Source organism: Pseudogemmobacter blasticus, from assembly GCF_003071405.1.
Taxonomy (GTDB): Bacteria; Pseudomonadota; Alphaproteobacteria; order Rhodobacterales; family Rhodobacteraceae; genus Pseudogemmobacter; species Pseudogemmobacter blasticus.
The window spans coordinates 381,507-397,010 of sequence record NZ_CP020470.1 but is presented as its reverse complement, the minus strand read 5'-3'; the positions used below and the strand labels follow the sequence as shown (position 1 = coordinate 397,010).

At 65.9% G+C, this 15,504-nt stretch carries 10 protein-coding genes; 3 read left to right on the top strand and 7 right to left on the bottom strand.

Annotated features, from left to right (window positions below; all coding sequences use genetic code 11):
- Positions 1-23: 23 nt before the first annotated feature.
- Positions 24-962, top strand: a complete 939-nt coding sequence (locus B6K69_RS01945) for a diacylglycerol/lipid kinase family protein (RefSeq protein WP_108642584.1) — start codon at positions 24-26, stop codon at positions 960-962.
- Positions 959-1,783 carry a metallophosphoesterase family protein gene (locus B6K69_RS01940; RefSeq protein ID WP_108642583.1) on the top strand — a complete coding sequence of 275 codons (825 nt, stop codon included), beginning with the start codon at positions 959-961 and terminating at the stop codon, positions 1,781-1,783. Before B6K69_RS01945 ends, B6K69_RS01940 begins: the two co-directional genes overlap by 4 nt.
- On the opposite strand, the gene B6K69_RS01935 is transcribed toward B6K69_RS01940, so the two are convergent.
- The 7 genes from B6K69_RS01935 to B6K69_RS01905 form a co-directional block, all read right to left on the bottom strand.
- Positions 1,780-3,309: a trimethylamine methyltransferase family protein gene (locus B6K69_RS01935; protein WP_108642582.1), complete on the bottom strand. Its 1,530-nt coding sequence runs from the start codon at positions 3,307-3,309 to the stop codon at positions 1,780-1,782. The two genes, B6K69_RS01940 and B6K69_RS01935, sit on opposite strands and share 4 nt — an antisense overlap.
- A gap of 170 nt (positions 3,310-3,479) precedes the next feature.
- Complete coding sequence (locus B6K69_RS01930) at positions 3,480-5,105, bottom strand: alpha-D-glucose phosphate-specific phosphoglucomutase (protein WP_108642581.1); 1,626 nt, start codon at positions 5,103-5,105, stop codon at positions 3,480-3,482.
- The gene (glgX, locus tag B6K69_RS01925; protein ID WP_418260194.1) at positions 5,102-7,216 is read right to left on the bottom strand and encodes a glycogen debranching protein GlgX; all 2,115 of its coding nucleotides are present in this window, start codon (positions 7,214-7,216) and stop codon (positions 5,102-5,104) included. Before glgX ends, B6K69_RS01930 begins: the two co-directional genes overlap by 4 nt.
- Positions 7,213-8,640, bottom strand: a complete 1,428-nt coding sequence (gene glgA, locus B6K69_RS01920; RefSeq protein WP_108642579.1) for a glycogen synthase GlgA — start codon at positions 8,638-8,640, stop codon at positions 7,213-7,215. Before glgA ends, glgX begins: the two co-directional genes overlap by 4 nt.
- Before the next feature lie 43 nt (positions 8,641-8,683).
- Positions 8,684-9,955, bottom strand: coding sequence for a glucose-1-phosphate adenylyltransferase (gene glgC / locus B6K69_RS01915; protein ID WP_108642578.1), 1,272 nt, complete (start codon positions 9,953-9,955; stop codon positions 8,684-8,686).
- Positions 9,956-9,982: 27 nt separating this feature from the next.
- On the bottom strand, positions 9,983-12,157 hold the full coding sequence (gene glgB, locus B6K69_RS01910; RefSeq protein ID WP_108642577.1) for a 1,4-alpha-glucan branching protein GlgB: 2,175 nt from the start codon (positions 12,155-12,157) through the stop codon (positions 9,983-9,985).
- Between the two features lie 33 nt (positions 12,158-12,190).
- A complete protein-coding gene (locus B6K69_RS01905) occupies positions 12,191-14,584 on the bottom strand; it encodes a glycogen/starch/alpha-glucan phosphorylase (protein WP_108642576.1) in 2,394 nt (797 codons plus the stop codon).
- A 483-nt stretch (positions 14,585-15,067) separates the two neighbouring features.
- Between B6K69_RS01905 and B6K69_RS01900 the strand changes: the two genes are divergently transcribed.
- Positions 15,068-15,502, top strand: a complete 435-nt coding sequence (locus B6K69_RS01900; RefSeq protein WP_107672773.1) for an RrF2 family transcriptional regulator — start codon at positions 15,068-15,070, stop codon at positions 15,500-15,502.
- Positions 15,503-15,504: the final 2 nt, after the last annotated feature.

Here is a 15,504-nt window from a genome sequence, read left to right as displayed (position 1 = left end):
GCCCTGCGGAAAGGCAAGGCATCATGGCGGCGCGCACCGCGGACATCTGCGTGATCGCCAACCCGAAATCGGGTGCCGCACAGCGCAACCCCGGTGCTCTGGATGCGGCGATGGCAGTCTTTGGTCCGCGCGCCGTGCTGCGCAAGTTCAGCGGTGACCCCGCCCCGCAGGCCGAACAGGCGGTGCGCGACGGGTTTCGCATCATCGTGGCCGCGGGCGGCGATGGCACGGTCGCGGGCGTGGCCCATGCCCTTGCCGGCACCGACAGCGCGCTGGCCGTTCTGCCGCTGGGCACGTTCAACTATTTTGCCCGTGGCCTGCAGATGCCCGAAGACCCCGACGCCGCCGCCCGCGCGATCCTGGGCGGACAGGACCATTCCATCGCGGTGGCCACGCTGAACGGCCGGCTGTTCCTGAACAATGTCTCGATCGGGCTTTACCCCGCGATCCTTGAGGAACGCGAGGCGACCTATGCCCGCTTCGGCCGCTACCGGATTCTGGCGCATCTTGCGTCCTTGCGGACGATCCTGCGGTTCCAGCGCCCCTATCGCATGTTGCTGGAACTGGACGAGACCCGGCGGCTGGTGCGGACGCCGATGGTGTTCATCGCCCGCTCGGCCTATCAGCTTGACCAGTTCGGACTGAAAGGCGGCGAAGCGATTTCGGCCGACCGTTTCGCGCTGTTCCTGGCGCAGAAACAGACGCGGCTGGGGTTCCTGCGGCTGGCCTGGCGGCTGGTGCGGCGGCGGGTGGACCATGACCGCGACGTGCAGGTGCTGACGCCCGAACGGATTGGCATCACCGTGCTGGGGCGGCAGCGCATTTCGGTGGCGCTGGATGGCGAAAAGCTGCGGATGGACCTGCCGCTCACCATCGCGCTGTCGAATGACCAGCTTCATGTGATCGTGCCGCCGGAAAAGCCGCTGCCCGCCAAGGCACCGCCGCAGGGGCGCGGCGCATGACGCGGCTGCTGCATCTGTCCGACCTGCATTTCGGCGCGGTGGAGGATCGGCTGCTGGCGCCAGTGCTGGCGCTGGCGCAGGATCTGGCCCCGGATGCCGTGGTGATCTCGGGCGACCTGACACAGCGCGCCCGGGCTGACCAGTTCGCGGCGGCGCGCGCGTTTGTTGCGAACCTGCCCGCGCCGTCTCTGGTGGTGCCGGGCAATCACGACATGCCGCTTTACAACCTTGCCCTTCGCCTGCTGGCGCCGTTCGGGCGCTATTCCCGCGCCTTCGGACCGGGGCTTGAGCCGCAGCTTGCCCTGCCCGGCGCGGTGATCCAGGGGGTGAATACCGCCGATCCGCTGGTGTGGAAGGCGGGCCGGATGCGCGATGCCTCGCGCCGGCGTCTTGCCCGCAGCTTTGCCGAAGCCGCCGCCGAAAGCTGGCGCATCGCGGTGCTGCACCACGCGCCGGTGCCCGCCAGCGACGGAACACCCGCCGACATGGCCCGCCCGGCCGATGTTCTGGCCGCGCTGGCAGCAGCGGGCACCGACATCGTTCTGTCGGGCCACACCCACATGCCCCATTCCGGTTTCGCCGAAACGGCGGCGGGCACGCTGTTTTTGCAGGTAGGCACCGCCATCTCGACCCGGCGCAAGACCGGGGCCAATGATTTCAGCCTGATCGAGCTGCACCCCGGCCGGGTGACGCGGCGCAGTTGGCTGGCGCTGCCGGGGCAAGGCTTTGCCGAAGGCCCGGCCGAACACTTCCGCAAGCAGGCGGGGGAATGGCAGACCGATGGCGCCGTGCCGGTGCCTGCGGCGCCCCCTGCCCCCTAATACCAGGCGTCGGCCACCTCGGCCTTGCGGCGCGACACGAAATCGCGAAGCCCGTCGCGCAGACCTTCGTCCAGTGCCGGGGCTTCGTATTCGGCCAGCCGCAGCTTCCACGCGCGGTTTGCTCGCGTCGCGGCGTCTTCGCTGCCGGCGGCTTCCCATTTCTCGAAGGGTTCGTTGTCGGCCAGCCCGCTGTCCCAGAAAGCGGTTTCGTAATGCGCCATGGTGTGCGAGCAGCCGAAGAAGTGGTTGCCGGGGCCAACCTCGGCAAAGGCATCAACGGCCAACTGGTCGTCGTCGATCTTCACCCCGTCCAGATAGGCGTGCAGCGCGCCGCAAAGATCGTCATCCAGCATGAATTTCTCGTAGGACATGCTGAGAAGTCCGTCCAGGAAGCCCGCCGCGTGAAGGATGAAGTTCGCGCCGCAATGCACGGCGGCCAGCATGGACATGGTGCCTTCGGTCATGGCCTGCGCATCGGGCAGTTTCGAGGTGGTGAAATTGCCCGAACAGCGCAGCGGCAGGTTCAGACGGCGGGCAAGCTGGCCGATCACCATGCTGCCGATGGCCGGTTCCGGCGTGCCGAAGGTGGGGCTGCCCGACCGCATGGCCATGGACGACAGGAAGTTGCCGAAGATCACCGGCGCGCCGGGGCGTTCCAACTGGGTCAGCGCGCAGCCGGCCATGGTCTCGGCCAGGCTTTGGGCAATGCCGCCGGCATTGGTGACCGGCCCCATCGCGCCGCCCAGAATGAAGGGCACCACCACCGCCGCCTGATTGGCCCGCGCATAGGCGCGAAGGCTGCGGGTCATGGTGCCATCCCAGACCAAAGGTGAATTCACGTTCACATTGCCAAGGATCACGCAGTTGCGGTCCACGAAATCCGCCCCGAACAGCAGGCGGCACATCTCGATACTGTCTTCGCTGCGTTCTTCGGCGGTGACCGATCCCATGAAGGGCCGGTCGGACAGTTCGATATGCGCCATCACCATATCAAGGTGGCGCTTGTTCACCGGCACGTCGGTGGGTTCGCAGATCGTGCCGCCGGAATGGTGCAGGTTGGGGCTGGATTGCGCCAGTTTGATGAAATTGCGGAAATCCTCCATCGTGCCGAAGCGGCGGCCCTGATCCAGATCCATCACAAAGGGGCTGCCATAGGCCGGCGCGAACACCACGTTGCTGCCGCCGATCTGCACCGATTTGGCTGGGTTGCGGGCGTGCTGGGTAAATTCGGCCGGGGCAGTCCCGAGGATTTCGCGCAGCATCCCCGGTTCGAACCGCACCCGCAGATCATCGACCTGCGCGCCGGCGCGGCGCCAGTGGTCCAGCGCAACCGGATCGTCGCGGAACTCGATCCCGGTTTCGGCCAGAATCCGGTCGGCAGCGCGTTCGATGCGGATCAGGTTTTCTTCGGACAGCACGTCATAGGTCGGGATGCCGCGCTGGATATAGGGCCGGCCGATGCCGCCACTTTTGCGGCTGCGCTCCGCTGCCCGTGCCTGCCGTCCGCTGCGCCGCTGTTCGTTCATGGTTGCCCCCTGCTGCCGCCCCTTGATCTGACGACAGTCCGAAGCCGGGGAATTGCCCGAAAACGACAAGGCGGCGGCGCAAAAACGCCAGCTTTCCCTTGGGTCAAACAATCCTTGGCTGGCAGGGGCGATCCGCCGCCCCTGCCCCCGCCCCCTGCTCCCGCCTAGCGTCAGGTCACCACGTCGGGCGCGGTGCGGCCGGTGTGGGTTTCAATCCCGGCAATGGCATGGGCCGCGCGGATGATCGGGGCCAGCGCCGCCTGCGGGTCTTCGGCCAGACCATCCGGTCCGGGCACATAGCGTTCCAGATACAGCCGCAGGGTTGCGCCTTCGGTGCCGGTGCCCGACAGGCGGAACACCGCGCGGCTGCCGCCGGCAAACAGCACCCGCACGCCCTGTTTCAGGCTGACCGAGCCGTCAATCGGGTCGGTATAGGCGAAATCATCCGCCGCCTCGACCACCAGCCCCTCCAGCGCGGTGCCGGGCAGGCTGGCCAGCTTTTCGCGCAAGACGGCCATCATCGCATCGGCCTTGTCGGTGGGGATCGCCTCGAAATCGTGCCGGCTATAGTAGTTGCGGCCGAACTTCGCCCAGTGTTCCTGCAGGATCTGGGCCACCGATTGCTTGCGCACGGCCAGAATGTTCAGCCACAAGAGGATGGCCCAGAGACCGTCCTTCTCTCGCACATGGTCGCTGCCGGTGCCGAAACTTTCCTCACCGCACAGCGTGGCACGGCCGGCATCCAGCAGGTTGCCGAAGAACTTCCATCCGGTCGGCGTTTCATAGGCACCGATCCCCAGCGCGGCGGCCACCCGGTCGGCGGCGGCGCTGGTCGGCATCGACCGCGCGATGCCCTTCAGCCCGGCCTTGTAGCCCGGTGCCAGATGGGCATTGGCCGCCAGAACCGCCAGCGAATCCGAAGGCGAGACATAGATGCCACGCCCCACCACCATGTTGCGGTCGCCGTCGCCATCGCTGGCGGCGCCGAAATCCGGGGCGTCCTGACCGAACATCTCGTCCATCAGGGCCTTGGCCCAGGTGGGGTTCGGGTCGGGGTGCATCCCGCCGAAATCAGGCAGCGGCGCGGCGTTGACCACGGTTCCCTGTGCGGCGCCCAGCCGGTTTTCCAGGATTTCCACCGCATAGGGCCCGGTGATGGCGCACATGCTGTCCATCCGCATACGGAAGCCGCCGGCGAACATGCTGCGGATTGCCGGAAAATCGAAAAGGGTTTCCATCAGCGCGGCATAATCGGCCACCGGATCGACCACATCGACCACCATCCCGGCCAGATCGTGCCGGCCGATGCGGGCCAGGTCCACATCCTGCGCCTCGACCATGTGGTATTCGGTGATCTCGGTGGTGCGGCGGTAGATCGCCTCGGTCACCGCTTCGGGCGCGGGTCCGCCGTTCGGCATGTTGAACTTGACGCCGAAATCCTCGGTCGGGCCGCCGGGGTTGTGGCTGGCCGACATGATGATGCCGCCATCCGTCTTGTTCAGGCGGATCAGGTGGCTGGCCGCCGGGGTGGACAGAAACGCGCCCTGCCCCACGATCACCCGCGCCGCGCCGCTGGCCGCCGCCATCCGCAGGATCACCTGCGCCGCGCGGTCGTTGAAATAGCGCCCGTCGCCACCCAGCACGAAGGTCTTGCCGGCGCATCCCACGACATCAAAGACCGACTGGACGAAGTTTTCCAGATAATGCCGCGCCATGAAGACCGGGGTCTTCTTGCGCAGGCCGCTGGTGCCGGGCTTCTGCCCGGCGATGGGGGTGGTCTTGACGGTGGTGGTCATGGGGTCTCTCCCTCGGGAACATCGGGGCGCGAACGCAGCAACAGCACGGATTGCGCCGGCACCTCTTGCGGGGCCGGGCCTTCGGTCAGCTCGGGCCGGGTGGTATCAAGGATCAGCTCCCAGCGCGGCGCGGTGTCAGGCAGGCGCAGCGCGGTAGCCCCGCCGCAGTTGAACACCGCCAGCACGGCACCCGACCCGGGATCGCCGCCTTCCGCCGCCATGCGCAATTCGACGCACAGGCAGCGGAAGGCCGGATCGTGCCAGTCCTGCGGCGAAGGTTCGCTGCCATCGGGGCGGCGCCAGATCACATCGCGCAACCCGTCCGAAGGCCGGGCGCGGGCATGCAGGAACCGGCGCTGGTGCAGCACCGGATGCGCCTTGCGCAGCGCGGCCAGCCGCGCCACGAAGGCCGTCAGCGCCTGATCCGCATTGGCCCAGTTGATCCAGGAAATCTCGTTGTCCTGCGCATAGGCATTGTTGTTGCCGCCCTGGGTCTGGCCGATCTCGTCCCCCGCCAGCAGCATGGGCACGCCCTGGCTCAGCATCAGGGTTGCCAGCAGGTTGCGCTTGCGCAGCGCCCGCGCGGCCAGCACCGCCGGAACATTGGTCGGCCCTTCCACCCCCAGATTGTCGGAATGGTTTTCGGAATGGCCGTCGCGGTTGTCTTCGCCGTTGTCCCAGTTGCGCTTGACGGTGAAACTGACCAGATCCTGCAGGGTGAAGCCGTCATGGCTGGTCAGAAAGTTGATGGACGATCCGGCGGACCGGCCCGAATGGTCAAACCGTTCGGCCGAACCCAGAAGCCGCGCCGCCAGATCGCGCGTCATCGCCACATCGCCGCGCCAGAACCGGCGCACGCCATCGCGGAAACGGTCGTTCCATTCCTGGAACGGATGCGGATAGGCCCCAAGCTGATAGCCGCCGGGACCGATGTCCCAGGGTTCGGCGATCAGCTTCACCCGGCTCAGCACCGGGTCTTGCCGGATCGCATCGAAAAAGCCGCCGTTCGGGTCAAACCCCTGCGCCTCGCGGCCCAGCACGGTGGCCAGATCGAAGCGGAAGCCGTCGACATGCGCCACCTCGACCCAGTAGCGCAGCGAATCCATCACCATCCGCAGCACCATGGGGTGCGTCAGGTTCAGCGTGTTGCCGGTGCCGGTGTCGTTGACATAGTTCCGCCCGCCATCGGCCAGCCGGTAATAGCTGGCGTTATCAAGCCCGCGGAAGCTGAGGGTCGGGCCCCACTGGTCGCCCTCGCCCGTGTGGTTGTAGACCACATCAAGGATCACCTCGATCCCGGCGGAATGAAGCCGGCGCACCATGGTCTGGAATTCCCACAGCCCGCCCTTGCCCATGTAGCGCGGTTCGGGCGCGAAGAATCCGATGGTGTTGTAGCCCCAGTAATTGCGCAGGCCCCGCGTCACCACGAAGCGTTCGTCGATGAAGGCCTGAACCGGCAGCAGTTCCACCGCCGTCACGCCCAGTTTCAGCATGTGGTCGATCACCGCATCCGAGGCGAGGCCCAGATAGGTGCCGCGCAGGCCCTGCGGCACGCCCGGATGGCGCATGGTCAGGCCGCGCACATGCGCCTCGTAGATCAAGGAATCGGTGCGGGCGGTGCGGGGATGGTCGTCGTTGCCCCAGCCGAAGGACGGGTCTGTCACCACCGCCTTGGGCACGGCAAAGGCGCTGTCGCGGGTGTCATAGCTCAGATCGCCGCGCGCCGTGCCGATCTTGTAGCCCATCAGCGCGTCAGACCATTTCAGCCGCCCTTCCAGCGCGCGGGCATAGGGGTCCAGCAACAGCTTGTGCGGGTTGAAGCGGTGGCCGCGTTCGGGGTCATAGGGGCCAAAGGCGCGGAAGCCGTAGACCGCCCCCGCCGTCAGCCCGCCGACATGGATATGCCAGATGTCGCCATCGCGGTCGCGGATCGGCAGGCGGGCCAGCTCCTTGCGGCCATCGGGCGAAAACAGGCACAGTTCGATCAGTTCGGCATGGGCCGAGAATACGGCGAAGTTCACGCCGTCGCCGGTCAGCGTGGCGCCCATCGGCCAGGGCCTGCCGGGCGAAACGGAATGTCCGTTCGCCCGGATGCGGGGGGCAGTTGTCACCCTTGCAGCCCTTCGTACAGGGCCGCATAGGCGGCGGCGCTGGTCTGCCAGCCCACCGGCGCGGCCATGGCATTCTGCTGCACGCGGCTCCAGGCCTTGCGGTCGCCATGCAGCGCCACCAGACGGCGCAAGGCCTGGCCCAAGGCCAGCGCATCCGTCGGCCAGAAGGTGATGCCGGTGGCCACACCCGTGGCCAGCGCGGCAGGCGAGGCGTTGATGACCGTATCGGCCAGCCCGCCCACCGCCGAGACGACCGGCAGCGCCCCATAGCGCAGCCCGTACATCTGCGTCAGGCCGCAGGGTTCGAACCGGCTGGGCACCAGCACGGCATCGGCGCCCTGGAACATGCGGTGGCTCAAGGCCTCGTCATAGCCGATGCGCACGCCGACCCGCCCGGCAAAGCGCGCGGCCAGCCCGCGCATCGCGGCCTCAAGCCCCGGATCGCCGGTGCCGATCACCGCCAGCCCGCCGCCGGCGGCCACGAAATCGGGCAGCACGGCAGGCAGCAGGTCAATGCTCTTCTGGTCGGTCAGCCGCGACACGACAATCGCCAGCGGCCCTGGCACCTCAAGCCCGAATTCGGCGCAAAGGGCGGCGCGGGCGGCGGCCTTGCCGGCCATGGCTTTCGGGGAATAGGGGTTCGCGGGTTCGATCTCGGGCGACCAAACCTCCAGATCGACGCCGTTCAGGATGCCCGAAACCACGCCCGCCCGCTGGGCGATCACCCCTTGCAGGCCCATGCCGAATTCCGGCCGCATCAGTTCGGCCGCATAGGTGGGCGAGACGGTGGTGATCCGGTCCGCGGTCACAAGGCCCGCCTTCAGGCTGGACAGCCCGCCGTAATATTCCAGCGCGCCGGGGTGGAAGGCGCCGAAGGGCAACCGCAGATCGCCCAGCAGCGCCGCCGGGCACTGGCCCTGAAAGGCGATGTTGTGGACGGTGATCACCGAACTGCACCCGCCGCTGCCGTGATAGGTCAGATAGGCCGGGGCCAGCGCCGCCTGCCAGTCATGCGCGTGCAGGATGTCGGGCCTCCAGCCCTCGATCCCTTCGCGGGCGATGCGCGCGCCGATCCAGCTCAGCGCGGCAAAGCGCTGGGGATTGTCCCAGTAATCGCCGCCCGGCCCGCTGTAGGGGCCACCTTCGCGGTCATACAGGTGTGGCGCGTCCAGCAGCAGCAGCGGCACACCGGCCACCTTGCCCTCAAGCACCCGGCCGGGGCCGCCCCACAGGGTTTCGTCGCGCATCACCTCGGGCCAGTCGGCCGCCATGCCGCGCAAGGGACGGTAGGCCGGGATCAGCACCCGCATGTCCCAGCCCGCCCCGGCCAGCGCGGCGGGCAAGGCGCCCACGACATCGGCCAGCCCGCCGGTCTTGATCAACGGCACACATTCCGATGCGACCGAAAGCACCCGCCCGCCCATCTGCTTTGGCCCCCTTGCCCGTTTCACGCCGCCTGCCCGGCCCTTACCCCAGGGCCCGGGCGCGCGCGTCCAGCATATCCTGCGTGATCAGCACGATACCAGTGTCGGTGCGGCGGAACCACCTGGCATCTTCCTTGGCGTCCTGCCCCACGACCAGACCTTCGGGCACGATCACCCCGGAATCGATGACGCAGTTCGACAGTTCCGCCTTGCGGTTGACGATCACGCGCGGCAGCGCCACCACATATTCCAGGCTAGAGAAGCTGTGCGTCCGCACCCCGGTGAACAGCAGCGAATTGCGGATTTCCGAGCCGGACACGATGCAATCGCCCGACACCAGCGATGAAATCGCCTGTCCGCGGCGGCCATCCTCGTTGTGGATGAACTTGGCGGGCGGCACGATTTCCGAATAGGTCCAGATCGGCCAGCTATTGTCGTAGATGTCCAGCTTCGGCACGAAATCGGTCAGGTCGATATTGGCCTGCCAGAAGGCATCAATCGTGCCCACATCGCGCCAGTAGGGTTCATCCTCAAGCCCGCTGGTCACGCAACTGTCGGCGAACTTGTGCGCCATCGCCTTGCCGTTCTTGACGATGTCGGGGATCAGGTCATTGCCGAAATCGTGGCTGGAGTTTTCATCCACCATGTCGCGGATCAGCAGGTCGCGCAGGAAGGCCCAGTCGAAGACATAGATCCCCATCGAGGCCAGCGCGTGATCGGGATCGCCGGGAATACCGGGCGGATCTTTCGGCTTTTCCAGAAACTGCGTGATGCGCATGTCCCGGTCGACGTGCATCACGCCGAAGGCGGTTGCTTCCATCCGGGGCACCGTCAGGCAGCCGATGGTCACGTCTGCGCCGGTCTCGACATGCTCGCGCAGCATGATTTCGTAATCCATCTTGTAGATGTGGTCGCCGGCCAGCACGACGACATACTTGATCCCGTAGCTGTCGATGATGTCGATGTTCTGCGCCAGCGCATCCGCCGTGCCGCGATACCAGTTCACCTCGTCCATGCGCTGCGATGCGGGCAGGATGTCCAGGTATTCGTTCCGCTCGGCCCGGAAGAAGCCCCAGCCGCGCTGGATGTGGCGGATCAGGCTGTGCGCCTTGTATTGCGTGGCAATGGCCATCTTGCGGATGCCGCTGTTCAGCGCATTCGACAGGGCAAAGTCGATGATGCGGGTCTTGCCGCCGAAATACACCGCCGGCTTGGCACGCCGGTCTGTCAGTTCCTTGAGCCGCGAACCGCGCCCCCCGGCCAGCACGAAGGCCATGGCCTGCGACGACAGTCTCTGGTTCGATCTTGGCTTCATCTGCGCACTCCCCCTGACAGATACCCGTCAACCCTGCATGAAATACACTGCCGACAAAGGCGGAAGCGTGACAAGCGCCGAATAGGGCCGTCCCTGCGACGGAACCGCCTCGGCCTTCACGCCGCCCATGTTGCCCCGGTTGCCCCCACCATAGACGGCGGAATCGGTGTTCATCACCTCGACCCATTTGCCCGCGGCGGGCAGGCCCAGCCGATAGCTGCGTTCGACCGGCGTCATGTTCACCGCCACCGCGACCATCGGGTCGCCCGCCCTGCCCTTGCGCAGCCAGGCATAGACCGACGCTTCGGCGTCATTGGCCTCGATCCACTCGAACCCCTCGGGGCGGCAGTCGTTGACATGCAGCGCCGGGGTCTTGCGGTAAAGGTGGTTCAGATCGCGCACCAGCGCCTGCACCCCGGCATGGGGCGGCAGGTCAAGCTGGTGCCAGTCCAGGCTTTGATTGTGGTTCCACTCGGCGCCCTGGGCGAATTCCTGGCCCATGAACAACAGCTTCTTGCCCGGATGGCCCCACATGTAGCCGTAGAAGGCCCGCAGGTTGGCGAATTTCTGATCGCCGTCGCCGGGCATCTTGGCCAACATGCTGCCCTTGCCGTGCACCACCTCGTCATGGCTGATCGGCAGGATGAAGTTCTCGGACCAGGCATAGACCAGCCCGAAGGTCATCTTGTGGTGGTGGTATTTGCGGAACAGCGGGTCTTTCTGCATGTAGGACAGGGTGTCGTTCATCCAGCCCATGTTCCACTTGAAGCCGAAGCCCAGCCCCCCCCAGTTGGCCGGCCGCGACACGCCCGGAAAGGCGGTGGATTCCTCGGCCACCGTCATCACGCCCGGACATTCGCCATAGGCGGTGATGTTCATCGCGCGCAGCACGTCGATGGCTTCGTAATTCTCGCGCCCGCCATCGCGGTTCGGGATCCATTCGCCCGCCTTGCGGCTGTAATCGCGATACAGCATCGAGGCCACCGCATCGACGCGCAGCCCGTCAACGTGGTATTCTTCCAGCCAATACAGGGCGTTGGAGACAAGAAAGTTCTTCACCTCGACCCGGCCATAGTTGTAGATCAGGGTGTTCCAGTCCTGATGGAACCCTTCGCGCGGGTCTTGATGTTCATAAAGCGCGGTGCCGTCGAACTGCGCCAGACCATGCGCGTCCGAAGGGAAATGCCCCGGAACCCAGTCCAGCAGCACGCCCAGCCCCTTGCGATGCGCCGCATCGACAAAGGCGCGGAATTCGGACGGCGTGCCGTGCCGGATGGTGGGCGCGAACAGCCCGACCGGCTGATAGCCCCAGCTTCCGTCGAACGGAAATTCGGAAACCGGCAGACATTCGATATGGGTGAACCCCATGTCGGCCACATAATCCACCAGTTGCTCGGCCAGTTCGGTATAGCTCAGCATCCGGTCCCCCGGCGCGCGGCGCCATGACCCCAGATGCACCTCATAGACCGAAATCGGCGCATCAATGCTGTTGTGGTTGTGCCGCGCCGCCATCCAGTCGGCATCGTGGAAGGCACCGCCGATCCGCCGCACGACCGAAGCCGTGGCCGGCGGATGTTCCGACCCGAACCCCGCCGGATCGGCCTTGAGCGGCAGCAGCACCCCACCGGGGCCGCGGATTTCGTATTTGTAGGCCTCGCCTTCGGTCAGACCGGGGACGAAGATTTCCCACACGCCCGTCGGCCCGCGCCGCCGCATCGGGTGGCGGCGGCCATCCCAGATGTTGAAGTTGCCAACAACGCTGACGCGCTCGGCGTTCGGGGCCCAGACAGCGAAATGCACGCCTTCAACGCCTTCATGCGTGATGCAATGCGCGCCCAGCACCTGCCAGAGCCGTTTGTGCGTCCCCTCGCCCAGCAGGTATTCGTCCATCTCGCCCAGCACCGGGCCAAAGCGGAACGGGTCTTCAAACTCCCATTCCGTGCCATGGCCCGAGGCGCGCAGCCGATAGGCCGCCTTGCGGGGCTGACGGTGGGTGAACAGCCCGGCGATGCCCGGATAGGGCGTGGCTTCCTCAACCTTCTTGCCGCTCAGCACCCAAAGGCGCTCGGCCCCCGGCACGAAGGCGGTGATGACCCAGTCGCTGCCCCGCTTGTGCGGCCCCAGCACCGAGAACGGATCGCCATGCCGCCCTTCGGCAATCGCCCAGGCGGCATCACTGTCCACATACTCTTCGCCCGTCATCCGCCGTCCCCCCAGCCCGTGCGTATGCCCCTGTCACAGGGCAGGCGTCACATCCCACACATCCTTCATGTAGCCGCGAATGGTCCGGTCCGACGAGAAGAATCCCGAACGGGCCGTATTCATCGCCGCCATGTGATACCAGCGCTGCGGGTCGGCATAGGCGGCCGAAACCCGGGCTTGCGCCGCGTGATAGGCGTCGAAGTCCGAGGCGACGAGGAAATAGTCGCTGTGCCACATGCCATGCACCAGCCCGTGATAGCGTTCGGGCTCATCGGGGCTGAACCGCCCTTCGGCAATCATCTGCAACACATCCTGCAACGGCTGGCTGGCCTCGATCGCCTTGCGGGCATGATCGGGGTCTTCGCGCCGTTTCCAGACCTCCTCGGCGGTCAGGCCGAACAGGAAGAAGTTGTCGGCCCCCACTTCTTGCAGGATTTCCACATTGGCCCCGTCCAGCGTGCCGATGGTGGGCGCACCGTTCATCATGAACTTCATGTTGCCGGTGCCCGACGCCTCTTTCCCCGCGGTCGAGATCTGTTCGGACAGGTCCGAGGCCGGGATCAGGTTTTCCGCCATGCTGACGTTGTAGTTCGGCGGATAGACGATCTTCAGCAGATCGCCGGTCTTTGGGTCGTTGTTCACCACCTGCGCCACGTCGTTGATCAGGCGGATGATCTCTTTCGCCACCGCATAGCCCGGCGCGGCCTTGCCGCCGAAGATGCGCACGCGCGGCACCGGGTTGCTGACCGCGCCGTTGCGGATGGCGTGCCAGTGGGCGATGCACTCCAGAATGTTCAGCAATTGGCGCTTGTATTCATGGATGCGCTTGACCTGAACGTCGAACAGCGCGTCCGGGCTGACCTTGACGCCGAATTCGCGGCCGATCCAGTTGCCCACCTCAACCTTGTTGGCCCGCTTGGCGGCGGCAAAGGCGTTACGGAAGCCCGCGTCATCGACATGGGTCTTCAGCCCGTCCAGCCGGTCAAGATCATCCTCCCAGCCCTCGCCGATGGTATCGGTGATCAGCCGCGCCAGACCGGGGTTCGACATTCGCAGCCAGCGACGCGGGGTCACGCCGTTGGTTTCATTGATGATCCTGCCGGGATGCAGGGCGTTCAACTCGGGGAACAGGGTCTTCTTCACCAGATCGGAATGCAGCGCCGAAACGCCGTTCACCTTATGGCTCATGATGAAGGCCAGTTCGCCCATCCGCACCTCATGGTGCTTGACGATGCCCACATAATGCGGGCGCGACGGATAGGTGCGGCGGTGCCAACTGTCGATCCGCTCGACAATCTGCATGTGGCGCGGCAGCACCGTGCCGAAGGTGAAGGTCGCCCATTTCTCCAGCGCCTCGGGCAGCAGCGTGTGGTTGGTATAGCCAAGGCAGGCCCGCGCGGTGTTCAGCGCATCCTCGAACGGCATCCCGTGCTCATCGGACAGAAGCCGTATCAGCTCCGGCCCGGCAATCGCCGGGTGGGTGTCGTTCATCTGGATGGCGACGTGCTTCGGCAGCGCCATCAGGTCGCTGTGCCGGTACAGATAGCGGCGCAGAATATCCTGCAGCGCGGCCGAGGTCAGGAAGAATTCCTGTTTCAGCCGCAGTTCCTTGCCCTGATAGGTGGTGTCGTCGGGGTAAAGCACCCGGCTCAGCGTGCGGGCCAGGTTTTCGGGCTCGGCCGCGGCGGCGTAGTCGCCGCGATTGAACCGCTCAAGGTCGAACATCGTGGTGGGCTTGGCGGCCCAGAGGCGCAGCGTATTGGCCCATTTGCCGCCCCAGCCGATTACCGGGGTGTCATGCGCCTCGGCGATCACCGTTTCGCCGGGCACCCAGATGTCCTTGCCGTCGCGGGTTTCGATCTGGCCCTTGAAGCCCACGGTATACGCGCTTTCGGGGCGCGGGAATTCCCAGGGGTGGGCCTGTTTCAGCCAGTCTTCCGGCGTTTCCACCTGACGCCCGCCCTCGAACCGCTGGCGGAACAGGCCGTGTTCATAGCGGATGCCATAGCCATAGGCCGGGCAGCCCACCGTGGCCATGCTTTCCATGAAGCAGGCCGCCAGCCGGCCCAGGCCACCGTTCCCAAGCGCGGCGTCGGGCTCATCCTCGATCAGCGATTTCAGATCCTGGCCGAAGCCGGCCATGGTCTGTTCGGCCGCCTCGTAAAGACCCAGGTTGATCGTGGCGTCTTCCAGCAACCGGCCGATCAGATATTCCATCGACAGGTAGTAAACGCGCTTGTGGTCCTCGGCCCAGGTGCGGCGCGTGCTGGCGAACCAGGGTTCGACGATCCGGTCGCGGATCGCATAGGACAGCGCCATCCGCCAGTCATAGCGGCTGGCGTTCGGGGCGTCCTTGCCCAGCGTGAAGGTCAGGTGATGAAGAACAGAGGCTTGCAGGCGTTCGGGGGAAAAGCTGAGATCGTTCACTTGGTTTCCTGCGAAGGGTACGGGTCAGGCCGCAGCCTAGGACGGACAGAAGGCCGGTCAAGCACAACAAGGCATCCCGCGCCGTCTGCCGGACCGTGGCAGCCCAAAGCGGTTTGATCCTAGCGCAGGACTTTCCGCAACGCATCAACAATTATCCATGTTGTTTCAAGGCAGGCCAGCGATCAAAACGGTTTGACCCCCGGCCGCAGGGATGCGGTGCCCTGCCCGATCCGTAAGCATCACGGCGCAAGACGTGGCGAGTCGCGAATGCATCCGCTGCCGGCTCCGGGCCGACGCCGCCCAGCCGGGGACGCGCAAACAGGCGCGGCATCTGGCCGCAATGCCCTTAAATTGCTGCGTGTTAGCGCAATATGACGCATCCCCTGCTCAGGAATCTTCCGTCATTAGTGAGGTAACTGATCTGCATCATTGTTCCCGCGCAGGCTGTTTTACATGCTTGCCAAGAAACCCTAGGAGAGGCCCATGCGCCTGACCATCCGAACCAGCCTTGCGATGCGCGCACTGATGTTCTGTGCGGTGAACGACGGCCGAACCGTGCGCCGTCAGGAAGTGGCCGAGGCCACCGGCGCCTCGGAAAACCATCTGGCGCAGGTGATCCACCTGCTGGCCCAGAAGAAGTTCCTGCACACGGTGCGGGGCCGCACCGGCGGGCTGACGCTGGCCCGGCCCGCCTCGATGATCACCGTGGGCGAGGTGTTCCGCGCCTTTGAAAAGGTCATCCCCTTTGCCGAATGTTTCAAGGGCGGCCCGCCGGATTGCCCGCTGGCGGAAGGCTGCCGCCTGAACTGCGTGATGGCCGAGGCGCTGGATGCGTTCTACGCGCGGCTGGACAAGACCACGGTGGCCGACCTGATCACCGAAAACGCCACGCTGGACCGCATCCTGCGCGTCGCCTGACC

What these genes read in the sequence shown, in the direction of transcription:
- B6K69_RS01935 (WP_108642582.1), bottom strand. Translation starts at nt 3,309, where the DNA reads ATGAACGAACAGCGGCGCAGCGGACGGCAGGCACGGGCAGCGGAGCGC.
- B6K69_RS01940 (WP_108642583.1), top strand. Translation starts at nt 959, where the DNA reads ATGACGCGGCTGCTGCATCTGTCCGACCTGCATTTCGGCGCGGTGGAG.
- B6K69_RS01930 (WP_108642581.1), bottom strand. Translation starts at nt 5,105, where the DNA reads ATGACCACCACCGTCAAGACCACCCCCATCGCCGGGCAGAAGCCCGGC.
- B6K69_RS01900 (WP_107672773.1), top strand. Translation starts at nt 15,068, where the DNA reads ATGCGCCTGACCATCCGAACCAGCCTTGCGATGCGCGCACTGATGTTC.
- B6K69_RS01945 (WP_108642584.1), top strand. Translation starts at nt 24, where the DNA reads ATGGCGGCGCGCACCGCGGACATCTGCGTGATCGCCAACCCGAAATCG.
- glgB (WP_108642577.1), bottom strand. Translation starts at nt 12,157, where the DNA reads ATGACGGGCGAAGAGTATGTGGACAGTGATGCCGCCTGGGCGATTGCC.
- glgA (WP_108642579.1), bottom strand. Translation starts at nt 8,640, where the DNA reads ATGGGCGGGCGGGTGCTTTCGGTCGCATCGGAATGTGTGCCGTTGATC.
- glgC (WP_108642578.1), bottom strand. Translation starts at nt 9,955, where the DNA reads ATGAAGCCAAGATCGAACCAGAGACTGTCGTCGCAGGCCATGGCCTTC.